Below are 24,720 nucleotides of genomic sequence, written 5' to 3'. Positions count from 1 at the left end.
CAGGGCGAGGCGATCATGAAGCGGGTTGTCATTACGGGGATGGGCATTGTCTCATCCATCGGAAACAACACCCAGGAAGTGCTTGCGAGCCTTCACGAGGCGAAATCCGGCATCAAGCGTGCGGAGAGATATGCCGAACTTGGCTTTCGTTCGCAGGTGCAGGGAGCCCCCACGCTCAATCCCGCCGAGGTCATCGATCGTCGTGCGATGCGATTCCTGGCGGAGGGAGCGGCGTGGAATCACGTTGCGATGGAGCAGGCGATTCAAGATTCCGGACTCGAGCCCAACGAGGTCTCGAACGAGCGCACCGGCATCATCATGGGTTCGGGCGGACCATCGACGCGAACGCTAGTGGAAGCCGCCGATATCGCGCGCACCAAGGGCCCGAAGCGGGTCGGCCCGTTCGCCGTTCCCAAGGGCATGTCCTCGACCGCGTCGGCAACGCTTGCGACGTGGTTCAAGATCAAGGGCGTGAACTATTCGATCTCGTCGGCTTGCGCGACTTCGAACCATTGCATCGGCAACGCGTATGAGACGATCCAGATCGGCAAGCAGGACGTGATTTTCGCCGGTGGCTGCGAAGAGCTCGACTGGACCCTGTCGGTGCTGTTCGACGCGATGGGCGCTATGTCCTCGAAATACAACGACACGCCGGCCACCGCCTCGCGCCCCTACGACATCAACCGCGACGGCTTCGTTATCGCCGGCGGCGCCGGTGTGGTGGTGCTGGAGGAGCTCGAACACGCCAAGGCACGTGGCGCGCGCATCTATGCCGAGGTCGTCGGCTATGGCGCGACCTCTGACGGCTACGACATGGTCGCACCGTCGGGCGAAGGCGCCGAGCGCTGCATGCGCATGGCGCTGTCGACCGTGAAGACGCCGGTCGACTACATCAACCCGCACGCGACCTCGACGCCGGCCGGCGATCCCCCGGAGATCGAGGCAATCCGAAAGGTGTTCGGCACCGGCGAGAAGTGCCCGCCGATCTCGGCGACCAAGGCGCTGACCGGCCACTCGCTGGGCGCTACCGGCGTGCAGGAAGCGATCTATTCGCTGCTCATGATGAACAACGGCTTCGTCTGCGAGAGCGCTCACATCACCGAACTTGATCCGGTGTTCGCCGACATGCCGATCGTGCGCAAGCGCATCGACAACGCCAAGCTCGGCACCGTACTGTCGAACTCCTTCGGCTTCGGCGGCACCAACGCCACGCTGGTGTTCAAGCGGATGGATGCGTGATCGCCTGATGTCAGTCGTTGATTCTGACATCGACTGGCATGACGGAATTCTGGTCGACATCAGGTTGTCGGGATTGGCGGGAGAGGTGCAGGAGCTTGCGCTCGTCATCGATCTCTATCCCGACAACGACCCGAATAGTAAGCGCCGCCGCTACCTGTGTATCGGCGCAAAGCTCTCGCGCTTCTTGCTGAGTGGCGACGTCGCCAGATTGCTCAAGAATCGCTCCGTCGGAAACATTTGCTCCATGCGCGTGGAGTTCACGGCCGATTCCGAAATCCTTGTTATCGACCTGTTCGGCGGCATGATAGAAGCTGAAGCAGCTTCATTCCAACTTACGGAAACCTCCGCATGACAATGTTGATGAAAGGCAAGCGCGGGCTGATCATGGGCGTCGCCAATGATCATTCGATCGCGTGGGGCATCGCCAAAACGCTTCACGCGCAGGGCGCCGAACTCGCCTTCACCTATCAGGGCGAAGCGCTTGGCAAGCGCGTCAAGCCGCTGGCGCAGTCGCTGAACGTCGACACCGTGTTGCCCTGCGACGTGGAGGATCTCGCCAGCGTCGATTCGGTGTTTGCTGCACTGAAGGCCAAATGGAGTGGGCTCGACTTTCTGGTTCATGCGATCGCGTTCTCCGACAAGAACGAGCTGAAGGGGCGCTATGCCGATACCACGCGCGAGAATTTCTCGCGCACCATGCTGATCTCGTGCTTTTCGTTTACTGAAATCGCCAAGCGTGCGGCCGAGCTGATGCCGGAGAGCGGCGGCTCCATGATCACGCTGACCTACGGCGGATCGACGCGCGTGATGCCGAACTACAACGTGATGGGCGTGGCGAAAGCGGCGCTTGAGGCCTCGGTGCGCTATCTCGCGTCCGACTTCGGCTCGCGCAAGATCCGCGTCAACGCGATTTCGGCGGGTCCCGTGCGCACGCTTGCAGGTTCCGGCATTGGGGACGCTCGCGCAATGTTCGCCTTCCAGCAGAAGCATTCGCCGCTCGGCCGCGGCGTGACGCTGGACGAGCTCGGCGGCTCCGCGCTGTATCTGTTGTCCGATCTGTCGGGCGGCGTTACCGGCGAAATCCATTACGTCGATTCCGGCTACAACGTGATCTCGATGCCGCGCCCGGAAGATCTGAAGAGCGAGTAGAGGACGTATAAGCAGTAGGCGACTTAGGGCTAAGTTGTCATGCCCCGCCACCGGGTCGCGCAAAATGCGCGCCCGATGACAGGCTCCGGCGGGGCATCCAGTTCGCTGCGGCTTCTCGTTCAATCACTGACGTCTATGGAATACTGAGTTACCCGCCTTCGCGGCTGACGACAGTGGCGGGCGCCTCACCTGTCCGCGATCTTCTCGGCGCGCTGGAATGCCGGGCGTGCCACGCAGCGGTCGATATAGGCGTCGAACGATGGCCGCGGTGGCACCATCTTGAACATCCGGACCGCAAAGTGCAGCCCGGAGCCGATGGTGATGTCGGCGGCGGAGAATTTTTCGCCAAGAATCCACGGGCCTTTCTGTAGCGCGGCGTCGAGCACGTCGAAGGTCTGGTCCGCGCTGCCCCACGCCGCCGTGCTCGGCGGCACTTCCAGCTTCGTAAAAATCTGGATCAAGGCCGGCTCAATGCAGCTCGGCGTGAAGAACAGCCACTGCAGGTATCGCGCTCGCAGCGGATCGGTGACGGCAGGCGCGAGGTTGGTTTCGGGATAGCGGTCGGCAATATAGGCGCAGATCGCCGCTGCCTCACCGAGCGCGGCGTCACCGTCCTTCAGCCCCGGCACCTTGCCCATCGGATTGATCGCGAGATATTCCGGCGCCTTCTGCGCGCCGGTCGAAATGTCCGTCAGCACGCGTTCGTAGGGCAGCCCGGTTTCCTCCATCAGCCAGATGGCGGTGAACGAGCGGGAGCGGGGCGACCAGTAGAGCTGGATCATCTGTAACGTCCTCTTTCGATTTGTAAGGTGAGTTCCGCCGGTGCAATCTCACTCTTGCTTCAGGTAAGCGGCAACCGCCTTGTCCAATCTAGCTGCAACCAAGGCGCGGGTATGATCGCGCAACGTCGAGCTCGCCGCCGCGTCAGCCGGGGTTGCCGGAAAATCCTCGGCCTCAAGCTTCGTGAGCGGGTCCTGTCCGAGGCGCCCAAAGCTCCCCGCCAGGATGGAGCCCAGATCTACGGACGGTCTTTTAGCGATCGCGAAACTCTGGCCGTCGAACACCCTCAACACAAAATTGGCGAACAGGGACGTGTTGCTGAAGGGCCCCGAGCCGTGGTGAAGCACGCCAATGCCCGGGAGCGTCTGATTGGTGCCCTGCAATTGCGCTGCGTAGGTCGTGAAGACGAAATAGCGAGCGCAATTTGGGCTTGTCACGATCTGCTTGACGATGGCTGTCAGCTCTTCGTCGTCGTTGCGAAAAAGCCGTGTCGGAGGATGGTAATAGGGCTCGAACGCGGCCTTGGGATAGGCGATCTTTCGCACGTTGATGCCAGAAGCGGCCGCACGAACGCGAGCGACGACAAGATCGTCAATGCCCCACGCGTCGATGGGTACCTCGGTCAGCTCGTTCCCGAACACCGTAAGCCCGACTTTCTGAACCGCAAACTTACTGCCGATCGCCGAAATAATGCCGATCTGACACGGGCCGCTCTCGGCGGCAGCGGGCTGCTTGGCAGCGGCTTTACTCTTTGGCGCAGCCTTTACGGCAGGCTTGGTCGCAGGTGTACCGGTTTGCGCGGCCGCTCCCTGCGGAGATGGGGTTTGTGCCGATGCGGAAATGACGAAGCACGAAAGGAAAATCGCGGTTGTGAGTACTCGAACCATAGGAACTCGTTAGCGTTGCAGGGGCATCGGGCCAGTTCTGAAACTAGAGGGTGCGGGATCGGGGTGCAAGACGAAGAAGCTTCGTACGCCTCGGATCAGCGGCCCTTCTTCCACCGATAGTATTTCATCATAAAGCCGACCTTCGGCTCGATCTCCTCCTTTTCGAACACAAAGCCCTCACGCTCGTACCAGCGCCATGCCTTTTCATTCTCGCGCACGCAGCGCAGCCAGATTTCGTCAGGCATTTGTTGCCGCGTGAAGGCAAGCAGGCGACGCCCGAGGCCATTGCTCTGATATGCCGGTAAGACGAACGACTGGTCGAGATAACGCTCGGGCAGATGCAAGGCGAGCATTGCCGCGAGCACGCCGTCGTCGTCGGCGACGTAAAGGCTCCAACCCTTCTCGACCTCCATCGGGATGCGGGCACGCAGTTTCGCCAACAGGAAATTGCTGGCGTCTTCGAGACCGGTCGATACCCAGCTCTCCATCCAGACTCGCGCGACCTCATCATATTCGTCCGCGCGGGCGGGGCGGATGAGGGGTTGCGGCAAATCGGTATTCCTCGAAGCGGGCATGTCGTCAGGCCCGCAGTTTCCGCGACGATGATTTCGCCTCGCGCTGCTCGCGCAATGCATCGGCCGCGACGCAAACCACTTCGGAGATTTGCTGGAGCTGCCCGGCCAGCGGGCTTGTCTTGCGCCAGACCATGCCGATGGTTCGCGCCGGCTGCGGATTCTTGAAACGGGCAACAGAGACCGATGCCGAGCGCGTCTCTACTCCCACGGCCATTTCCGGGATCAGAGTGACGCCGATCCCGGCGCCGACCATTTGAACGAGCGTCGACAGCGAGCTTGCGTCCAGCACTTCGCGCGGCGGCGAGGATTGCATGTTGCAGAACGACAGCGCCTGATCGCGGAAGCAATGTCCCTCTTCGAGCAGCAGCAGCCGCATTTCGCGCAGCGTCTCGTGGCTTGGCACTGGCGTGCCTTCGTCCCAGCCCGGGCGCACCAGCAGGAAATTCTCCGAAAAGCAGGCGACCTCGGTCAGCGACGGTTCCGAGACCGGCAGCGCAACGATCGCGGTATCCAACCGGCCTTCGGTGACCTCCTTGATCAGCCGCGGCGTCAACGTCTCGCGGACGTGAATGTCGAGTTCCGGGTGCATGCGCGCGAGATTTTCGATCACCTTGGGCAGCAGATAGGGCGCAATCGTCGGAATCACGCCGATGCGCAGCCGCCCGGCGAGCCGGTCACGCGAGGCGCGCGCAAAGTCTCCGAGCTCATCGACCGAACGCAGGATGTCACGCACCCGCTGGATGATCTCCTCGCCAAATTTCGTAAGCGTGACCTGTCGCGCGCCGCGTTCCAGCAGCACGCCGCCCAAGGCCTCCTCCATTTCCTTGATCTGCATCGAGAGCGCCGGCTGTGAGATGGAACAGGCCTCGGCTGCGCGGCCGAAATGGCCGTGACGGACCAGCGCATCGAAATAGCGGAGCTGTCGGAGGGTAATCTGGAACATCAGATAATCTTATCGGCTCGATCATTAAAATCAACTTCCCCTGATGGAAGGGTCTGCTTAGATTGCTTCCAATCCGAACAGGACGCGACCTCAGGAGACAATCATGGACGACAAAACCAAATGCCCGTTCTCGGGCGGCAATCGTGCACGTACAAACCGTGACTGGTGGCCGGACGCGCTCGATGTTTCGGTTCTTCACCGCAATTCCGATCTCTCCGACCCGATGGGCGAGACGTTCGACTACGCCAAGGAGTTCAAGAGTCTCGACCTCAATGCCGTGATCAAGGATCTGCACGCGTTGATGACGGACTCGCAGGAATGGTGGCCAGCCGATTTCGGTCACTATGGCGGCCTGATGATCCGCATGGCCTGGCACAGCGCCGGCACCTACCGCATCACCGACGGCCGCGGTGGCGCCGGTGCCGGTCAGCAGCGCTTCGCGCCGCTCAACAGCTGGCCTGATAACGCCAACCTCGACAAGGCGCGCCGGCTGCTCTGGCCGATTAAGCAGAAATACGGCCGGAAGATCTCGTGGGCCGATTTGATGATTCTCGCCGGCAACGTCGCGCTGGAGTCGATGGGCTTTAAGACCTTCGGCTTTGCCGGCGGCCGCGCCGACGTCTGGGAGCCGGAAGAGCTCTTCTGGGGTCCTGAAGGCACCTGGCTCGGCGACGAACGCTATAGCGGCGAACGCCAGCTTGCCGAGCCGCTCGGCGCGGTGCAGATGGGGCTGATCTACGTCAATCCGGAAGGGCCGAACGGCAATCCGGACCCGATCGCGGCGGCGAAGGACATCCGCGAAACCTTCTTCCGCATGGCGATGAACGACGAAGAAACCGTCGCGCTGATTGCCGGCGGCCACTCTTTCGGCAAGACCCATGGCGCTGGCGACCCGTCGCTGGTCGGACCTGACCCGGAAAGCGGTGCACTGGAAGATCAGGGCCTTGGCTGGAAGAGCAAGCATGGCACGGGCGTCGGCCCTGACGCTATCACCGGCGGTCCGGAAGTCACCTGGACGCAGACGCCGACCCAGTGGAGCAACCTGTACTTCAAGAATCTGTTCGAAAACGAATGGGAGCTGACGCAGAGCCCGGCAGGAGCAAAGCAGTGGCGGGCCAAGAATGCCGAAGCCACGATCCCGGACGCCTACGACAAGTCGAAGAAGCATGTGCCGACCATGCTGACCACCGACCTGTCGCTGCGCCTCGATCCGGCCTATGAGAAGATCTCGCGGCGCTTCTACGAGCACCCCGAGCAGTTCGCCGATGCCTTCGCGCGGGCGTGGTTCAAGCTCACGCACCGCGACATGGGCCCGATCGCGCGCTATCTCGGCCCGCTGGTGCCGAAGGAAACGCTGATCTGGCAGGACCCGATCCCGGCGGTGGATCATCCGCTGATCGGTGAACAGGATATCGCCGAGCTGAAGACGAAGATTCTGGGCTCCGGCCTCACGGTATCGCAGCTTGTCTCGACCGCCTGGGCGTCGGCCTCGACGTTCCGTGGCTCCGACAAACGCGGCGGCGCCAACGGCGCGCGTATTCGCCTCAGCCCGCAGAAGGACTGGGAGGTCAATCAGCCGGCCGAGCTCAAGACTGTGCTGGAGAAGCTCGAAGCCATCCAGAAGGAGTTCGGCAAGAAGGTTTCGTTGGCCGATCTGATCGTTCTCGGCGGCTGCGCGGCGGTGGAGAAAGCCGCCAAGGATGCCGGCATTGACGTGAAGGTGCCGTTCACCCCAGGCCGCATGGATGCGTCGCAGGACCAGACCGACGTCGAGTCCTTTGCGCCGCTCGAGCCGCGGGCCGACGGTTTCCGCAACTATATCAACAGCAAGAAGCACCAGTTCATGAAGCCTGAAGAGGCGCTCGTGGACCGCGCGCAATTGCTGCGGTTGACGGGACCCGAAATGACGGTGCTCGTCGGCGGCCTGCGCGTCCTCGGCGCAAACGTCGGCGGCTCCAAGCACGGCGTGTTCACCAGCAAGCCCGGCACGCTGACGAACGACTTCTTCGTCAACTTGCTCGACATGGCTACGCAGTGGCAGCCCGCCGGCGCCGACGGCGTCTATGAGGGCCGCGACCGCAAGACCAATGCGCCGAAGTGGACTGGCACCCGCGTCGACCTGATCTTCGGTTCGCACGCCCAGCTGCGCGCCTTCGCAGAAGTCTATGCGTGCACGGACTCGAAAGAGAAGTTCGTGAAAGACTTCGTGGCGGCGTGGAACAAGGTGATGAACCTCGACCGCTTCGACATCGCCTGAGCCAACTCACGTGAAAAGGGCGGCCACTTGGGCCGCCCTTCTTATTTTCGGGAAGAGTTCGCGCCGATGGCGCGAGCATCTTCGATTACACGCCGAGCGTACCGGCCTTGGCCGCGCTATAGCGCTCGGCGACCTTGGCCCAGTTCACCGTATTCCACCACGCCTTCAAATAATCGGCGCGGCGGTTCTGGTAGTTCAGATAATAGGCGTGCTCCCAGACGTCGTTGCCCATCAACGCGCGCTTGCCGTCCATCATCGGGTTGTCCTGGTTCGGGCGGGTCTCGATCGCGAGCTTGCCGTCCTTCGTGACGGTGACGAACACCCAGCCCGAGCCGAACTGGCGGCCGCCGGCGGCGTTGAAGTCGTTCTGGAATTTTTCCATGCCGCCGAGATCGCGGTCGATCGCCGCGAGCAGCTCGCCCTCCGGCTTGCCGCCGTTCGGGCCCATGATCTCCCAGAACATCGTGTGGTTGGCATGGCCGCCGAGATTGTTGCGTACGGTGAATTTGATGCTGTCGTCGAGTGCGTTCAGATTGCCGAGCACGTCCTCGATCTTCGCCGTTCCCAATCGCGGATTGGTCTTGGCGACATTGTTGAGATTGGCGACGTAGGCGGCGTGGTGTTTGCCATGATGAATTTCCATCGTCTTGGCGTCGATATGAGGCTCGAATGCATTGGTCGGATACGTCAGCGCCGGCAGCGTGAACGGGCCGTCCGGGGCGGGCGCCGCAGCCTGCGCGAAGACGAGGCGCGGGGCCGCCGCCATGGCGGCTACGCCGGTTGCGGCAAACATCAGTTGGCGCCGGGACATGAATGACATGGATTTCTCCTTAACCTGTGGGTGATTGGTATGGGTACCTGTGAACGGGCACGCCGTACGCCGCTGGACGCGACAAGGTACGGGTGACCGTCGGGATCGGGTTTCGTTTTTTATCCTCGCAACCCTGCGGCGGAATCGCACAGGCCCTCAACTCGTCCAGTTTAACGCTGGCGGATGACAAAAAAGGGCGGCCTTTCGGCCGCCCTTCGTTCACATTTTAGAGCGTTTACGAGCGAAGCATGCCCTCGGACATCCGTGGGTGGGTGCCGGTTCGCGTGAAGAAAACGCGTCAAAGAAAGACTGGAGCCCGGTTCTGATCCACAAGAACCGGGCTCCAGTGATGCCTTACTCGCCGGCCGCTTCGCGCGGGGGCTGGGCCTCCGTCTTCTGCTTGGCCTCGAGGTCTTCGCCGGTCGTCTGGTCGACCGCCTTCATCGACAGCCGGGTCTTGCCGCGATCGTCGAAGCCGAGCAGCTTGACCTTGACCTTGTCGCCTTCCTTGACGACGTCGGAAGTCTTCTGCACGCGGTTGGCGGCGAGCTGGCTGATATGGACGAGGCCATCCTTGGCGCCGAAGAAGTTCACGAAGGCGCCGAACTCCATCACCTTGACCACGGTGCCGTCGTAGATCTGGCCGACCTCCGGATCGGAGGCGATCGACTTGATCCACTTGATGGCGGCCTTCATCGCCTCGCCGTCGTTGGAAGCGACCTTGACGGTGCCGTCGTCCTCGATGTTGACCTTGGCGCCGGTCTTCTCGACGATCTCGCGGATCACCTTGCCGCCGGTGCCGATCACTTCACGGATCTTGTCGGTCGCGATCTTGAAGGTCTCGATGCGCGGCGCGTATTCGCCGAGCTCGGCGCGGGCATTGGTCAGCGCCTTGGCCATTTCGCCGAGGATGTGGATACGACCCTCCCTGGCCTGGGCAAGCGCCACCTTCATGATCTCTTCGGTAATGCCCTCGATCTTGATGTCCATCTGCAGCGAGGTGATGCCCTGGTCGGTACCGGCCACCTTGAAATCCATGTCGCCGAGATGGTCCTCGTCGCCGAGAATATCGGAGAGAACCGCGTAGCGTGATCCTTCGAGGATCAGGCCCATCGCGATACCCGCGGTCGGCCGCTTCAGTGGCACGCCGGCGTCCATCAGCGCCAGCGACGAGCCGCAGACCGTCGCCATCGACGACGAACCGTTGGATTCGGTGATCTCGGAGACCACGCGCACCGTGTAGGGGAATTCGTGGTGCGGCGGCAGGACGGGATGGATCGCGCGCCAGGCCAGCTTGCCATGGCCAACCTCGCGGCGCTTGGTGCCGCCGAGGCGTCCGGTTTCACCGACCGAGAAGGGCGGGAAGTTGTAGTGCAAGAGGAACGTCTCTTTGTACGTTCCCGACAGCGCGTCGATGTATTGCTCGTCCTCGCCGGTGCCGAGCGTGGTCACGACCATCGCCTGGGTCTCGCCGCGAGTGAACAGTGCCGAGCCGTGGGCGCGCGGCAGCACGCCGACTTCGGCGACGATGTTGCGCACGGTCTTGACGTCGCGGCCGTCGATCCGCTTGCCGGTGTCGAGGATGTTCCAGCGAACGATCTTGGACTCCAGCTCCTTGAACACGCCGGCGATGCGCAGCTTGTCGTATTGCGGCTCCTGGCCTTCCGGGAAGTAGTGCGCGATCACCTTGTCCTTGGCGGCGCCGATCGCAGCATGGCGCTCCTGCTTGATCGGGATCGCATAGGCGGCACGCAGGTCCTGCTCGATCAGGCCGAGCATTTCCTTCTCGATCGCGCTGTTGTCGATCACGGTGACTTCGCGCGGATCCTTGGCGGCCTTCTCGGCCAGTTCAATGATCGCATTGATCACCGGCTGGAAGTGGCGATGACCGAACATGACGGCGCCGAGCATGATCTCTTCCGAAAGCTCCTTGGCTTCGGATTCGACCATCAGCACCGCATCCGTAGTCCCGGCGACGACGAGGTCGAGCTGCGTGTCGGTCATCTCGTCAAGCGTCGGGTTGAGGATGTACTCGTCGTTGCTGAAGGCGACGCGGGCGGCGCCGATCGGGCCCTTGAACGGTACGCCCGACAGCGTCAGCGCCGCGGACGCGGCAACCATCGACAGCACGTCGGGATCGTTCTCCATGTCGTGCGAGAGCACGGTGACGATCACCTGCGTCTCGTTGCGCCAGCCGTCGGCGAACAGCGGACGGATCGGGCGGTCGATCAGGCGGGAGACCAGCGTCTCCTTTTCGGTCGGGCGTCCCTCACGTTTGAAATAGCCGCCGGGAATGCGGCCTGCGGCATAGGATTTTTCCTGGTAGTCGACGGTCAGCGGCAGGAAGTCGACGCCTTCGCGCGGCGCTTTCGCAGCGACGACGGTGGCGAGCACGACGGTCTCACCATAGGTGGCGATCACGGCGCCGTCGGCCTGACGGGCGATCTTGCCGGTTTCCAGTTTGAGGGGACGTCCACCCCAGTCGATCTCGACGGAATGTTTATTGAACATATCGGTTTCTTTCATAGGTTCACGAGAGAACGGAGCCCAAAAACATAAAGACCATGCGCAAGATGGCGGGACGCTGATCGCAATGCGAGATCAGCATCCGGCGATCCTGCCATGGTCTTTATCTTTCGGATGGCGTCCATCCTCTCGGCAGTCACGGGCACCTTGCCCTGTCCAGCGGCCGGATTGCTGCTGGACATGTCGAGCATGATCCTGGTCGGATGATGCTCCTTGCGCATGATCGTCTCCAACAAAGGGAGTCCGTTTTCTTCGGAAGATCACGCGAAAACGCGCGCAAACCGCGCGCGTACTCTCAAATCAACGACGAATGTTATGCTTTTCGAGCAACGCCTTGTAACGAGCTTCGTCCTTCTTCTTGATGTAGTCGAGAAGCGAACGGCGCGTCGACACGAGCTTCAGAAGGCCGCGGCGTGAATGATTGTCCTTCACGTGGGTCTTGAAGTGGTTCGTCAGATTGTTGATGCGTTCCGACAGGATCGCAACCTGGACCTCGGGCGAACCGGTGTCACCGGCTTTGGTGGCATTCGTCTTGATGACTTCCGCTTTGCGTTCGGCGGTAATCGACATCGTCAAACTCTCTCATTGCTGCGACCGGAACTGGCAGTCAGCCCGGTCAGGTTGAACACGCGCTTGGGGATGAGTTCGCCATTGCCAATTTCGGCGAGGGCCAAAAGCCGGCCTGCCACCGTGACATAGACTGTGCCGCTATTATTGGGCGCATCCCGTCCGCGCAACAAAACGGCCTGGCCCCGATGGAGCCTTGCCGCATCAGCCCGTGTGACGGCCAGTGCCGGGATGTCGTCCAGCGCGGTCTCAACGGGCAAAAGCGCGTCGGCGAGGCTTCCCTCGCCAGACGCGGCTCTATTACACAAAGCCTCCAATTCTTCCAGCGGAATCATGTCCGTCTCGCGGAATGGACCCACCAGGGTCCGCCGCAACGCGCAGATATGGCCGAAACAGCCCAGAATCCGGCCGATATCGCGGGCCAGCGCCCGGACGTAGGTGCCCTTGCCGCATTCGGCCTCGAACACGGATAGGCCGTTATCTCCATGTTCTATAAGGGTTAATTCGTGAATCTCGACCGGGCGGGGCTTCAATTCGACGGTCTCCCCGTCCCGCGCGAGGTCATAGGCCCGCTCGCCCTGGACCTTGATGGCGGAATATTGCGGCGGGATCTGCTCGATCAACCCAGTGAACTGCGGCAGCAGGGCCCGTATCGCGTCTGCCGACGGGCGCAGGTCGGAGGTTCTGACCACCCGGCCCTCGGTATCGTCGGTGTCGCGCTCCTCGCCCCAGGCGACCGTGAAGCGGTAGCGCTTCCTGCCGTCCATCACAAAGGGGACCGTCTTGGTGGCCTCACCGAGCGCGATCGGCAGGCCGCCGGAGGCCAGCGGATCGAGCGTGCCGGCATGGCCCGCGCGCTTGGCCTGGAACAGGCGCTTGAGTACGGCAACCGCATGCGTCGAGGTCATGCCGATCGGCTTGTCGAGAACGACCCAGCCATGAACGTCGCGCTTGTCGCGCCGCGGCTGGTTATTCTGACGCGGCTGCTTGTTGCGCGGATCGTTGTTGTCGCGGCGATTACCATCGTCCGCGCGGCGTACACCTTCGCCGGCACGACGCTGGTCGTCGCCAGCGTGACGTTCGTCATCGCCGGCGTGACGCTTGTCATCGCCACGCGACTCACTTGAAAAAATATTTTTTTCAGCGTCGTGCGAATCGGCAGTTTGCTGCGCAATCGCGCGATTGGCGGTGGGCGTCATCATCACTTGTCGTCCGAATCGGGTGCGAGGTCTCGTTGCACCGCAGGTGTTCTTAGTAATTTCTCGATCCGTTCCGCTTCATCGAATCGTTCGTCAACGCGAAAACGAAGCTCAGGGGCAAATTTTAAGTTAACGCGGTGAGCGATCTCGCCGCGCAGGAACTTCTTGTTACGATCGAGCGCCGCGAGCACGATGTCGGTATCGCGGCCGCCGAGTGGCATCACGTAAATCGTCGCAAGCTTCAGATCGGGCGACATCCGCACCTCGGGAACGGTGATGATGTGGCCTTCGAGATCGGGGTCGTGCACGTTACCGTGCGATAGAATATCGGCGAGGGCATGGCGCACGGTCTCGCCAACGCGCAATTGACGTTGCGAACCGCCGGAAGCGGACCCCTTGGTGTGGTGGCGAGGCATTTTTCGAAATCCCAATTGTCGTCATCACCCGCGAAAGCGGGTGATCCAGTGTTCCGTGGCCAAAGAAATTGCAGCGATTACTGGATGCCCCGCCCCAGTGCGCAATTGCGCACAAGGCGGGGCATGACGGTCTAGTTCAGAAAATTCCAGGCTCTTTGCAAGATTTGGACTTACAGAGAGCGCTGGATCGTCTCGATGCGATAACACTCGATCACGTCGCCGACACGCATGTCGCCGTAATTCTCGAACGCCATGCCGCATTCCTGGCCGGATTGCACTTCCTTCACTTCATCCTTGAAGCGCTTCAGCGTCGAGAGCTTGCCTTCGTGCACGACGACGTTGTCGCGGATCAGGCGAACGTTGGCGCCACGCTCCACGGTGCCGTCGGTGACGCGGCAGCCCGCGACCTTGCCGACCTTGGAAATATTGAACACTTCCAGGATCTGGGCATTGCCCAGCATGGTTTCGCGCAGCGTCGGCGCGAGCAGGCCGGACATCGCCTTTTTGATGTCGTCAACGAGATCGTAGATGATGTTGTAGTAACGGATCTCGATGCCATTGCGCTTGGCGGCCGCGGCGGCTTCCTTGTTGGCGCGCACCGAGAAGCCGATGATCGCAGCGTTGAAACCTTCCGCCAACGTGACGTCGGATTCGGAGATGCCGCCGACGCCTGCATGCAGGATGCGCGCGGCAACTTCCTCGGTGCCGAGCTTTTCCAGCGACCCCAGGATGGCTTCGAGCGAGCCTTGCACGTCGGCTTTCACGACCAGCGGGAATTCCTTGCGGCCCGCGGTCTTGAGCTGCGACATCATCTGTTCGAGCGAGCCGCGCATGCCGGAGATCGAGGCGGCGGCATTCTCGCGCTTCTGGTGCGCGCGATAGCTCGTGACCTGGCGGGCACGGGCTTCATTCTCGACTACCGCGAGGCGGTCGCCGGCTTCCGGCGGCCCGTTGAAGCCGAGCACCTCGACCGGAACCGAAGGTCCGGCCTCATCGAGATTGTCGCCCTGATCCGAGATCAGCGCGCGGACGCGGCCCATCTCGGCGCCAGCGACGATGATGTCGCCGACCCTGAGCGTGCCGCGCTGCACCAGCACCGTCGCGACCGGGCCGCGACCACGATCGAGCTTGGCTTCGATCACAGTGCCTTCGGCAGGTCGTTCCGAATTGGTCTTCAGCTCGAGCAGTTCGGCTTGCAGCGCGATCATCTCGAGCAGCTTGTCGAGATTGGTCTTGTTCTTGGCGGAAACCTCGACGTCGACGACTTCACCGCCGAACGATTCGACCTGGACCTCGTGCTGCAGCAGTTCGGTGCGCACGCGCTCCGGCTTGGCGTCGGGCTTGTCGATCTTGTTGATCGCCACGATCATCGGCACCTTCGCTGCCTTGGCGTGGTTGATCGCCTCCACCGTCTGCGGCATGACCCCGTCATCGGCTGCAACCACCAGGATCACGATATCGGTGACTTTGGCGCCGCGCGCACGCATCGCAGTGAACGCGGCGTGGCCGGGCGTATCGATGAAGGTGATCTTCTTGCCGCTTTCCGGCGAGGTCACCTGATAGGCGCCGATATGCTGGGTGATGCCGCCGGCTTCGCCCGACACCACGTTCGCATGGCGCAGGGCGTCGAGCAGCGAGGTCTTGCCGTGGTCGACGTGACCCATCACGGTGACGACAGGCGAGCGCGGCTCGGTATCGGTGGAATCGTCGACCACGTCGAACAGGCCCTCTTCAACGTCGGACGCGGCAACGCGCTTGACGGTGTGGCCCATTTCCTCGGCGATCAGCTGCGCGGTATCGGCGTCGATCACGTCGGTGATCTTGTGCATCGCGCCCTGCTTCATCAGCAGGCGGATGACGTCGACCGCGCGCTCCGACATGCGGTTGGCGAGCTCCTGGATCGTGATCACTTCCGGGATCGTGACCTCGCGGACCAGCTTTTCCTTCGGCTCGCTCGAAGCGTGGCCCTTCAGGCGCTGGGTGCGGCGGCGGAACGAGGCGATCGAACGCTCGCGGACATCGTCATTGAGCGCGGTGACCACGGTAAGGCGGCCGCGTTCCTTCTGCGGTCCGGGCTTGTGCGTGGTCTTCGGGGCCGCGACGGGACGCATGGCGCCGCCGGGACCACGCCGAACCTGGCGCGGACCTTCGTCGTCGTCGGAGCCGTCAGCGGCGACCGGGGTACGGGCGGCGGGCGCCGCTGCGGCCGGACGGGCGCCTGCCGGGCGGGCTGTGGCCGGACGGGCAGTCGCGGCGGGTGCTGCCGGTGCCGGTGCTGCTGGCTTGGCCTCGCCTTCGCCAAAGCGCTTCTTGGCCTCGCCTTCGGCCTTGCGCTTGGCTTCCTCTTCCTGCCGGTGCCGTTCTTCCTCGGCCTTGCGGCGAGCTTCGGCGGCCTCGCGTTCGGCCTTCTCGGCGCTTTCGCGGATGGCGCGGCGCTTGGCTTCTTCCTCGGCCTGCCGCCTTTCCTCGATTTCGCGCACCTTGGCATCGGCCAGCGCGCTGGCGCGGGCGGAGCGCTCGTCTTCGGTCAGCGTGCGCAGCACAACGCCCGAACCGCCGCGCGCGGCAGCCGGCGTTGCGGCGGGCCGGGATAGCGGAGCCTTTGCAGCAGGCGCTGCCTTGGCGGTCGCCTGTTCGGGCGCATGCGTTTCCGCGGCCGGCGTTTCACCGCCGACGCGGCGCTTGCCGCGCTTTTCGACCACGACCTGCTTGGTCCGGCCATGGCTGAAGCTCTGGCGCACGGTGCCCGTCTCGACCCGCGGCTTCAGCGTCAAGGTCTTGCTCGGAACACTCAAAGTCTTGTCGCCAGGCGTTTTGGTATCAACCATTCAGCAGTCCTAATCTCGTTAGCGTTGTGCTTTCCGCACTGTCATTACAGCAGGTCTTCGGAACCGATCGTCGTCAGAATTTCTGGCCGCCGTCCCCGGTCCTGTCGTCATCGTCCATCCGGTATCGAACCAGGACCTGGCAGCGCGACAGGAACGTTTTGCTCGCCGGGCCCGCGAGCAGCGCAGCATGTATCACATTTGACCGGCCCAGTGCCAAATCCAATTGTGCCGAGGTTAAAGCAGTAACAATCGGCAAACGGTGCGATTCGCCGATATTTCGGCTCCTTTGCCCGGCGATCGCGTCCAATTTGCGGATTCCGTCGGCCGCACCGTCGGAAGCGTGTATCAGAGCTTCGGCCCTGCCTTGTTCGAGCAGGCCCTCGACCTTGGCGTAGCCGGAAATGACCTGGCCGGCCTTGGCGGCCATGGCCAGCGCCTCGATACAGCTTCGTTCCAGCAGGGCCTCGGTATCGGCGGGAAGGGTGGCCGCAACCCGGACGTCGCGCTTGAACCCGCGGCTAAATTGGTGACGCCGCACCGCTTCCGCAACCATCCGGCGCGAGGCCCGGACCCACAGGCCGCGGCCAGGCAGCTTGCGTTTCAAATCGGGAACGACCTCGCCCGAAGGGGCAACCACAAAGCGGATCAGCTCATCGATTCCGCATACCTCGCGGCTGACCGCGCACATCCGCATGGTCGCGGACTTGTCGGTCCGCGGCCCATGGTCGAGATCGGAATCAGCCAAAGCGAGCATGCCTGTTTGATGGCTCCAGTCATCTGCGCACGGTCTGTGCGCAGAAAAGATATCCGTCCTTGCGTAACACCTGCATTATGCCGTCTGGTCTTCGGTGGCCTCAGCCGCCTCGGTCTTCTTGGCAAGCTCGGCCTCGGTGATCCAGCCGGCGATGACGCGGGCCTGCATAATCATGCGCTCGGCGTCGTCGCGCGAAATCTCGTTGGCGTCGAGAATGCCGGCGTGCTTGGTCGGCTCGCCGCCTTCCTTGCGCTCGGTCCAGCCAACGAGATCGTCGGTCGCGCAGCCCGCCAGATCCTCGACCGTCTTGATGTCGTTCTCGCCGAACTTCACCAGCATCTTCGAGGTCACGCCCGGGACCTTCTTCATGGCGTCTTCCACGCCAAGTTCCTTGCGCTTGTCTTCCAGCTCGGTCTCGAGCCGCTCAAGGTATTCCTTCGCCCGGCTCTGCAGCTCGTTGGCGGTTTCTTCGTCAAAGCCCTCGATGCCGGCCAATTCCTTGACATCGACCAGCGCAAGTTCCTCGACCGAGGTAAAGCCTTCCGACGCCAGCAGCTGACCAACCACCTCGTCGACGTTCAGCGCTTCCATGAACACGCGCGTCGAATTCTCGAAATCGGCCTGACGGCGTTCCGATTCTTCCTGCTCGGTGAGGATATCGATATCCCAGCCGGTCAGCTGCGAGGCGAGGCGCACGTTCTGGCCGCGCCGGCCGATCGCCAGCGAGAGCTGGTTATTGGTGTCGGGAACGACGACTTCGATCCGCTCGCGGTCCTCGTCGATCACGACCTTGGCGACTTCGGCAGGCGCCAGCGCGTTGACGACGAAGGTCGCGATGTCGGGTGACCACGGAATGATGTCGATCTTCTCGCCCTGCAGCTCGTTCACCACCGCCTGCACGCGCGAGCCGCGCATGCCGACGCAGGCGCCGACCGGATCCACCGAGGAATCCCGGGAAATCACGCCGATTTTCGCACGCGAGCCGGGATCACGCGCCACGGCCTTGATCTCGACGATGCCGTCATAGATCTCCGGCACTTCCTGCGCGAACAGTTTGGCCATGAACTGCGGATGGGTGCGGGAGAGGAAGATCTGCGGGCCGCGAGTTTCGCGCCGAACGTCGAAGATGTAGGCGCGGACGCGGTCGCCGTTGCGGAACACTTCGCGCGGCAGCATTTCGTCACGGCGGATGATGGCTTCGCCGCGGCCAAGATCGACGATCACGCTGCCATATTCGACGCGCTTGACGACGCCGTTCACGATGTCGCCGATGCGGTCCTTGAATTCCTGGTATTGCCGGTCGCGCTCGGCCTCGCGCACCTTCTGCACGATCACCTGCTTGGCGGATTGCGCGGCGATGCGGCCATATTCCAGCGGCGGCAGGGTGTCGGCGATGGTATCGCCGACCTGGGCGCCCGGATTGGCGCGCTGCGCGTCCGCCAGCGAAATCTGGTTCGCCGAGTTCTCGACATGCTCGACGACCAGCATGTGGCGCGACAGCCGCAGCTCACCCTTCTTAGCGTCGATTTCGGCGTGAACGTCGGTCTCGCTGCCGTAACGGGCGCGGGCCGCCTTGGCGATGGCGTCTTCCATCGCAGCGATCACGATCCCGCGGTCGATCGACTTCTCGCGGGCGACCGCGTCTGCGATCTGCAGCAGTTCGAGTTTGTTGGCACTGACTGCCATGGCCTAGTCTCCTTCAGTAGGATCGATGTCGCCTCTGCGCAGTCTCTCTGCGGCGAGGCGGTGTCTCTTGGTATTCGTCGGTACCGGCTTCTTGCCGGACTTCGGTTTGTTGCCCGTGGCACCCTTCTTCGCGTGCGGCGGGGGCGGCGGCGCCAGCCCGAGATTCTGCTTCAGCTCGCGCTCGGCCTGCTTGCCGCGCCGCATCGATTCCGCAATCAATTCGTCCGTCAGAACTAGGCGTGCTTCGGCGATGTCCTCCATCACCAGCAGCACGTCGGCATCTTCGTCCGCGCGTGTGTCATCCCGATGTAGCCGAACGGTGTCGCCTTCGACGCCGGCCAGCGTACCACGGAAACGTTTGCGGCCCTGATGGGCAACAGCCATTTCGATTTTCACGAGATGACCGGCGTAGCGCTCGAAATCGGAACGGCGAACCAGCGGGCGATCGATGCCGGGCGAGGATATCTCTAAGCGGTAGGCGCGGTCGATCGGGTCGGCGACGTCGAGCACAGGTGACAGCGCCCGCGAGATCGCCTCGCAATCCTCGATTTGCATTGAACCATCGGGCCGCTCCGCCATGATCTGGACGGTGCAGCCGGCCTCGCCCGATATCCTGATCCGGACCAGCCGATAACCCATTCCCTGCAGCACGGGGGTGGCCACCGCCGACACCCGCGCCGCCACGCCCGGCTCGACGACGAGGCGGGGCTCGGCGAGCAGGTCGGCATTCACGGAACCAGCAGTTGGATCGGTCATGTCCAGGGTCAAAAGCGTCTTACTTGCATGGGCTTAGGCCGGGCCTAACCAAAAGGTCCGGCCGGTTCCCCGAACCATCCCGTGACGCCCGTTCTGGGCCAGGCAGGTTCAGGTAATAAAAAAGAGCGGGTCCCGGGGGGCCCACTCTCAATACGCGATCGTATGAGAACCATAAGTTGCCGTGGATATAGCGGTTTTTCCGCAATACGACAAGGCCCGCGATTCCGTTAAGTCCGATTTTGCCACGCTTCGAGAGGTGAGACTACACCTAACCCTTCATTCATGAACGCTACCTAGATTTCCCGAAAAACCAGCCAATTCGGCCGGTTTGGGTGGGTTAATGACTATTTCACCATCGCTGATCCCGGAACTCGACGACATCGTCAGTCGTGGCGATCCGAAGCGCCGTGCCGATGCCGCGCGCCGCGTCAGCGAGCTCTTCCTGCAGGGGGCGGCGAATTTTCATCCCGACCATGTCGAGCTGTTCGACGGCGTCCTGACCAGTCTCGTCCCGCATGCCGAACTCGAAGCGCGCGCCGAATTGGCCGAGCGGCTGTCGCTGCTGGAGAACGCGCCGCGCGGTCTGGTTGGCCAGCTCGCGCATGAGGATGAAATCGCGATCGCGGGTCCGCTCTTACGCCGCTCACCGGTCATCGACGAAAAAATGCTGATCGAAATCGCCTCCGTGAAAGGCCAGGGCCACCTGCTGGCGATGGCGGAGCGGCCCACGCTTTCCACCGATCTTACCGATGTCATTGTCGCGCGCGGCGATCGCGACGTCATCAGGCGCGCGGCCGGCAATGCCGGCGCAGCCTTCTCATCGAGCAGCTATTCGACGCTGATCAAGCGCGCCGGCCAGGACGGCGTGCTGACGATCAGGCTTGGCCAGCGCGATGACCTGTCGCCCGATCAATTGAAGGAGCTGCTCTCCGGCTCCATCGACGTCGTCCGCCGCCGCTTGTTCCAGGTCGTCAAGCCCGAGCGGCAGGCCGACATCAAACAGGCGATGACCATCATCAATGCGCCATCCGAACGCGAGGAGCGGCGCGACTTCACGTCGGCGCAGCGCACCGTGCTGAAGCTTCACCGCGAAGGCGCGCTGGGCGAAGGCGCGTTGCTCAATTTCGCGAGGGCCTTCAAATATGAGGAGTCGATCGCTGCGCTGTCAGCAATGACTGGCGTCAAGATCGAAACCCTCGACCGCCTGATCAGCGGCGAACGCTACGATCCGATCCTGATCGCGGGAAAATCCATCGACCTCGAATGGGCGACGGTGCGCGCGCTGATCGTGCTGCGGCTCGGCCCGAACCGGACGGCATCCCCCACCGACATCGAAGACGCCCGCGTGAACTATGTGCGCCTGATGCCCTCGACCGCCCAGCGCGTCGTCGCATTCTGGAAGACGCGGTAACTCGGCTCGAGGCAGCGAAGTCGTAGCCAGCACTGACGCTACGCCGGAACGCCGCTTTCAAATTCGACGTGTGACATCACGCGTGAAGTGACCGCGAAAGCGGCATGCTGCAATTGCGTCAGATGAAATCCGCGCCCTGCGGGAAAAAGTTGTAGGTTGCACGAGACAAATTTGCCCGCCGCCTCTTTTTGGCCGGGTTCAGCCTTTCAGCTTGTCAAATCTTCGCGCATTCGCCATTGCCATGGCAACAGTGCAGAAAGCGAGACGAGAATGTCATCGCCTTCAGACAAGACACGGCGCACGATTATCCTGACGGCCCTCGCTACTGCGGTGCACGCCTCAGCGCCTCGATCGGCCGCCGCCGAGGACGATCCCCCCGGAAGCGATCTGCGACCTCAGAAAGCGGACCTCCTGGTCTATGCCGAGGGAGATCATGCGGGTGAGGTGATCAAGCCGCAGGATTTGAAGCCCGGCGGACCGCCCGTGCGCGCCTGGCCAAAGGATCCCAAAACCTCCGTAGTCCGCAAAGGTTCGCGTTTGAACGAGGTGGTGATCGTCAAGCTTGATCCGGCTGAACTCGATGACGACACCCGCCCGCGGTCGGCTGACGGCATCGTGGCTTATTCCGCGATCTGTTCCCACGCCGGCTGCCCGATCACGGCCTGGGGGAAGGCAGCGCAGGGCGAAAAAGAAGTCCTCAAATGCGTTTGCCATAATTCCGAGTTTGATCCCAGGCGAAGCGCGCAGGTGGTGTTTGGGCCGGCGCCTCGGCGCCTAGCGGCACTTCCGCTCGCGACGGCGGACGGTTCGCTCACGATCGCCGGAACATTCGTTGGAAAGGTCGGAGCACAGCAAGGAGGATGACGCTAGCCGGCCTCGGATGCCGCACAACGATAAAGATGAAGAAAAACAAACAGGGAGGTAGCGTCTATGAACATGAAGCAATGGCTGTTGCCGAACTTGTTCGCGTCAACATGCCTTTTCTCAATCACCTGCAGTGCCGGCCCCATCGAGAATTACAGCCCGGTCACCGCCGATCGCCTGAAGAATCCGGAACCCGGCAATTGGATGCTCTATCGCCGGACGTACGACGGTCAGGGATATAGCCCGCTCGACCAGATCAACACCTCGAATGTCAAGAACATGACGCCGGTATGGACGTTCTCGACCGGCGTCAACGAAGGGCACGAGGCGCCACCGATCGTCAACAATGGCGTGATGTTCATCACGACCCCGATGGGGCAAGTGATCGCGCTCAACGCCAAGACAGGTGATGAGTACTGGAGATACAAGCGGCAGCTCCCGGACGATCTCTTCCAACTGCATCCAACCAATCGCGGCGTAGGGCTGTGGCAGGACAAACTGTATTTGGCCACGACGGACGACCACGTGGTGGCCCTCGATGCAAAGACCGGGAAGGTGCTCTGGGATACAAAGGTTCAGGATTACAAGAAGGGCCAATACCTGACCCTGATGCCGCTGGTGGTCGACGGCAAGGTGATCGTCGGCGGTTCGGGCGGCGAGTTCGGTGTACGTGGCTATGTCGTCGCGTTCGATGCCGATACGGGCAAGGAGCTGTGGCGGACCTTCACCATACCAGGGCCGGGCGAGCCGGGCCACGAAACGTGGAGCGGTGATGATTGGAAATCGGGTGGTGGATCGGCGTGGATGACGGGCAACTACGATCCCGAGACGAGGACAGTCTACTGGGGCGTCGGCAACGCCGCGCCGTGGCCAGGAGACACTCACCCAGGCGATAACCTCTACACCACCTCGGTGCTCGCTCTCGATCCGGATACCGGCAAGATCAAAACCTACTTCCAATACCACCAGAACGATTCCTGGGATTGGGACGAAGTTGACGCGCCGATGCTGGTCGACCTGCAACGGGATGGCCGCACCTTCAAGAGTCTGATCCACCCCGGACGCAACGCGATCTTCTGGGTGCTCGAGCGCAAGCCGGACAAGATCAACTATGTCGCCGGCTGGCCATTTGTTTATACCGACGTCTGGAAGGGCATTGAACCCGAGACAGGCAGGCCGATCGTCGATCCCGCTCACAAACCGGTCATAGGCAAGCGGGTTGAATTCTGTCCCTCCTTGTGGGGCGGCAAGGATTGGCCATCGGCGGCATATAGCCAGAACACCCGCCTCGTCTACGTTCCCGCCAACGAGAATTTCTGCGGCGGCTTCACCGGCGAAAAGACGCCCTTGGTGCCGGGTCAACTCTGGCTCGGGACCAAGCCTGAAGACATCGGTCTGAAGGTTCGGCCGGGCGCCACGCATTTTGGCGAGCTGCAGGCGTGGGATCCGGCTACCGGCAAGAAGGTCTGGTCGTACAACTTCCCCAAATCGCATCTGTTCGGTTCGGTGACGGTGACAGCCGGCGATCTGGTCCTGGTCGGCGGCACCAACGACCGGATGTTCCGTGCGTTCCACGCCAAGACAGGCGAACTGCTGTGGGAGCAGAAGACCAACTCCGGCATCATGGGCATGCCCGTCGCCTATGAGGTGGACGGCACGCAGTATATCGCGGTGCAGTCAGGATGGGGCGTTGACGGCCAACGCATCCAGGATGCGTTGGCAACTCAGAATAATATCGGTGTCGAGAACAACGTGCCGCAGGGCGGCGTTGTCTGGGTGTTCGCCGTCAAGAAGTGATTGGCAGGCTTTACTCGGTATCGACCGGAGATGAGAAAAGGGCGCCGAACGAATGGTCGGCGCCCTTTGTTACTGCCGGCTGGCAATGCTGCTTGATGGTCGGGTCCCGGATGGCTTCGCCGGTGGTCTGAGTTGTCGTCGCCGGCGGACTAGCGTTTGGCAGGGAAGATTGGCCCCGGTGGCGTGTTGCCGGCCGTGAGGAGTTGGGAATAATAGCTGCAACCCTGCACGGCAGCGTTCAAGGGACGCTTCGGATATGCCTCCAACGGTAATCGTGCTCGCTGTCACGTTCGCTTTCTCGCTGGCTAACTTCACAACGCCGACATCGGTTTGGGCAGCCGGTCCGACGTTGACGGTGTCAGCCGATGGCGGCGTCCGTATCTTCGATCGTGACGCGTTGCTTGCCCGCACGGACGTCGTTGAGATAGTCACGTCGCGCGATGTCGCATACCGTAGTCCTCGGACGTATCCGGCCGTGGCGCTCGCGAAATTACTTGAAGGAGTTGTCATTCCGCCCGATGCCGTATTGGAAGTGGCATCGCAAGACGGATTCGTGACGCAACTTCCTCGCGATCTGGTCTACGCCAACCATGGCGTCATCGCGTATATGGCAATCGAAACCGCCGACACGCCGTGGCCGCCAATTCCAGGTAAGGATAAGAGCGCTGGCCCCTTCTATGTCGTATGGATCGGCGATCAAGCGTCATCCGTCTCAAGCATGAACTGGCCCTACCAAGTTGCGAGTTTGTCGGTGCAGGAAGCGCCAGCGAGGCGGTGGCCCGCGCTGGCGGTTGATCCCATGCTCCCCGCGCTCCATCCGGCGCGAGACGGACAAACCGTCTTTGTGAACAAATGCTTCGTATGCCATACGATGAATCGGGCAGGATCGGCGTCGGCTGGCCCCGATCTGAATTTGCCGATGAACCCGACGGAGTACTTCACTGATGCCGGTCTGCGCGCGCTGATCCGAGATCCTCGCTCGGTTCGGGTTTGGCCCGAGCAGCGGATGCCCAGCTTTGCCGAAGAGGACCTGAGCGATGAGGAACTCGGGCTGATCTTGGCGTATTTGAGTCACATGGCCGATAGGAAGAGCCAAGCAACGAAGGGCGGAAGCAGCAAACGTTAAGTAGATCGCAAAACTCGATTAGAGTTAGCGACAATGAGGGCGTGATCGCCGCCGACATGCGTCCTCGGCTCTTGCAGACCTGCCACGGGGCTGAGCCCTGACTGCTTCGACAAGGAGCTTCTCAAAGGACGATGGCCCCGTGTGAGAGC

22 protein-coding genes are annotated in these 24,720 nt (G+C 62.2%); 8 read left to right on the top strand and 14 right to left on the bottom strand.

The window, feature by feature from the left end:
• The first annotated feature begins 15 nt into the window (after window positions 1–15).
• From fabB to fabI, 3 genes are read left to right on the top strand one after another with little or no spacing between them, the layout of a single operon-like run.
• Window positions 16–1,239, top strand: coding sequence for a beta-ketoacyl-ACP synthase I (gene fabB, locus J6524_RS26005; RefSeq protein WP_225675874.1), 1,224 nt, complete (start codon window positions 16–18; stop codon window positions 1,237–1,239).
• Window positions 1,232–1,591 carry a hypothetical protein gene (locus J6524_RS26000; RefSeq protein WP_225675872.1) on the top strand — a complete coding sequence of 120 codons (360 nt, stop codon included), beginning with the start codon at window positions 1,232–1,234 and terminating at the stop codon, window positions 1,589–1,591. The genes fabB and J6524_RS26000 overlap by 8 nt, the downstream gene beginning before the upstream one ends.
• Window positions 1,588–2,388 carry an enoyl-ACP reductase FabI gene (gene fabI / locus J6524_RS25995; protein ID WP_225675870.1) on the top strand — a complete coding sequence of 267 codons (801 nt, stop codon included), beginning with the start codon at window positions 1,588–1,590 and terminating at the stop codon, window positions 2,386–2,388. The genes J6524_RS26000 and fabI overlap by 4 nt, the downstream gene beginning before the upstream one ends.
• Before the next feature lie 185 nt (window positions 2,389–2,573).
• On the opposite strand, the gene J6524_RS25990 is transcribed toward fabI, so the two are convergent.
• The 4 genes from J6524_RS25990 to J6524_RS25975 all read right to left on the bottom strand — a co-directional run bounded on the left by J6524_RS25990 (window position 2,574) and on the right by J6524_RS25975 (window position 5,573).
• Window positions 2,574–3,170 carry a glutathione S-transferase family protein gene (locus J6524_RS25990; protein ID WP_225675868.1) on the bottom strand — a complete coding sequence of 199 codons (597 nt, stop codon included), beginning with the start codon at window positions 3,168–3,170 and terminating at the stop codon, window positions 2,574–2,576.
• 48 nt (window positions 3,171–3,218) lie between these two features.
• Window positions 3,219–3,713 (bottom strand): hypothetical protein, encoded by a 495-nt coding sequence (locus J6524_RS25985; protein WP_225675867.1) that lies wholly within the window; start codon window positions 3,711–3,713, stop codon window positions 3,219–3,221.
• A 437-nt stretch (window positions 3,714–4,150) separates the two neighbouring features.
• Window positions 4,151–4,606 (bottom strand): GNAT family N-acetyltransferase, encoded by a 456-nt coding sequence (locus J6524_RS25980; RefSeq protein ID WP_225675865.1) that lies wholly within the window; start codon window positions 4,604–4,606, stop codon window positions 4,151–4,153.
• Between the two features lie 28 nt (window positions 4,607–4,634).
• Window positions 4,635–5,573 (bottom strand): hydrogen peroxide-inducible genes activator, encoded by a 939-nt coding sequence (locus tag J6524_RS25975; protein WP_225675863.1) that lies wholly within the window; start codon window positions 5,571–5,573, stop codon window positions 4,635–4,637.
• Between the two features lie 103 nt (window positions 5,574–5,676).
• On the opposite strand from J6524_RS25975, the gene katG reads away from it, so the two are divergent.
• Entirely contained in the window at window positions 5,677–7,830 is a 2,154-nt protein-coding gene (katG, locus tag J6524_RS25970; protein WP_225675861.1) for a catalase/peroxidase HPI, read from the top strand.
• A gap of 85 nt (window positions 7,831–7,915) precedes the next feature.
• On the opposite strand, the gene J6524_RS25965 is transcribed toward katG, so the two are convergent.
• The 10 genes from J6524_RS25965 to rimP all read right to left on the bottom strand — a co-directional run bounded on the left by J6524_RS25965 (window position 7,916) and on the right by rimP (window position 19,373).
• Complete coding sequence (locus J6524_RS25965) at window positions 7,916–8,650, bottom strand: superoxide dismutase (RefSeq protein WP_283843348.1); 735 nt, start codon at window positions 8,648–8,650, stop codon at window positions 7,916–7,918.
• 345 nt (window positions 8,651–8,995) lie between these two features.
• Window positions 8,996–11,152, bottom strand: coding sequence for a polyribonucleotide nucleotidyltransferase (gene pnp, locus J6524_RS25960; RefSeq protein WP_225675858.1), 2,157 nt, complete (start codon window positions 11,150–11,152; stop codon window positions 8,996–8,998).
• Window positions 11,153–11,163: 11 nt separating this feature from the next.
• Window positions 11,164–11,388, bottom strand: coding sequence for a hypothetical protein (locus tag J6524_RS25955; protein WP_225675856.1), 225 nt, complete (start codon window positions 11,386–11,388; stop codon window positions 11,164–11,166).
• Window positions 11,389–11,467: 79 nt separating this feature from the next.
• A complete protein-coding gene (rpsO, locus tag J6524_RS25950) occupies window positions 11,468–11,737 on the bottom strand; it encodes a 30S ribosomal protein S15 (protein ID WP_225675854.1) in 270 nt (89 codons plus the stop codon).
• Window positions 11,738–11,739: 2 nt separating this feature from the next.
• Window positions 11,740–12,936, bottom strand: a complete 1,197-nt coding sequence (gene truB / locus J6524_RS25945; protein ID WP_225675852.1) for a tRNA pseudouridine(55) synthase TruB — start codon at window positions 12,934–12,936, stop codon at window positions 11,740–11,742.
• Window positions 12,936–13,349 carry a 30S ribosome-binding factor RbfA gene (gene rbfA, locus J6524_RS25940; protein ID WP_225676190.1) on the bottom strand — a complete coding sequence of 138 codons (414 nt, stop codon included), beginning with the start codon at window positions 13,347–13,349 and terminating at the stop codon, window positions 12,936–12,938. Before rbfA ends, truB begins: the two co-directional genes overlap by 1 nt.
• Before the next feature lie 170 nt (window positions 13,350–13,519).
• Window positions 13,520–16,177, bottom strand: coding sequence for a translation initiation factor IF-2 (gene infB, locus J6524_RS25935; protein WP_225675850.1), 2,658 nt, complete (start codon window positions 16,175–16,177; stop codon window positions 13,520–13,522).
• A 73-nt stretch (window positions 16,178–16,250) separates the two neighbouring features.
• Entirely contained in the window at window positions 16,251–16,931 is a 681-nt protein-coding gene (locus tag J6524_RS25930; protein ID WP_225675848.1) for an RNA-binding protein, read from the bottom strand.
• 75 nt (window positions 16,932–17,006) lie between these two features.
• Window positions 17,007–18,617 (bottom strand): transcription termination factor NusA, encoded by a 1,611-nt coding sequence (gene nusA / locus J6524_RS25925; protein WP_225675846.1) that lies wholly within the window; start codon window positions 18,615–18,617, stop codon window positions 17,007–17,009.
• Between the two features lie 3 nt (window positions 18,618–18,620).
• Window positions 18,621–19,373, bottom strand: coding sequence for a ribosome maturation factor RimP (gene rimP / locus J6524_RS25920; RefSeq protein WP_225675844.1), 753 nt, complete (start codon window positions 19,371–19,373; stop codon window positions 18,621–18,623).
• A 340-nt stretch (window positions 19,374–19,713) separates the two neighbouring features.
• Here rimP and J6524_RS25915 point away from each other — a divergent pair, with 340 nt between their 5' ends.
• The 4 genes from J6524_RS25915 to J6524_RS25900 all read left to right on the top strand — a co-directional run bounded on the left by J6524_RS25915 (window position 19,714) and on the right by J6524_RS25900 (window position 24,571).
• On the top strand, window positions 19,714–20,784 hold the full coding sequence (locus tag J6524_RS25915; protein WP_225675843.1) for a DUF2336 domain-containing protein: 1,071 nt from the start codon (window positions 19,714–19,716) through the stop codon (window positions 20,782–20,784).
• Between the two features lie 270 nt (window positions 20,785–21,054).
• The gene (locus J6524_RS25910) at window positions 21,055–21,648 is read left to right on the top strand and encodes a QcrA and Rieske domain-containing protein (protein WP_225675841.1); all 594 of its coding nucleotides are present in this window, start codon (window positions 21,055–21,057) and stop codon (window positions 21,646–21,648) included.
• Between the two features lie 66 nt (window positions 21,649–21,714).
• Window positions 21,715–23,445 carry a methanol/ethanol family PQQ-dependent dehydrogenase gene (locus J6524_RS25905; protein WP_225675839.1) on the top strand — a complete coding sequence of 577 codons (1,731 nt, stop codon included), beginning with the start codon at window positions 21,715–21,717 and terminating at the stop codon, window positions 23,443–23,445.
• 256 nt (window positions 23,446–23,701) lie between these two features.
• A complete protein-coding gene (locus tag J6524_RS25900; RefSeq protein ID WP_225675838.1) occupies window positions 23,702–24,571 on the top strand; it encodes a cytochrome c in 870 nt (289 codons plus the stop codon).
• Window positions 24,572–24,720 lie beyond the last annotated feature (149 nt).

Source organism: Bradyrhizobium hereditatis (assembly GCF_020329435.1).
GTDB classification, from domain to species: domain Bacteria; phylum Pseudomonadota; class Alphaproteobacteria; order Rhizobiales; family Xanthobacteraceae; genus Bradyrhizobium; species Bradyrhizobium hereditatis.
Note: the sequence above shows the minus strand (reverse complement) of the source record. Positions and strands in the feature narration are given on the sequence as shown.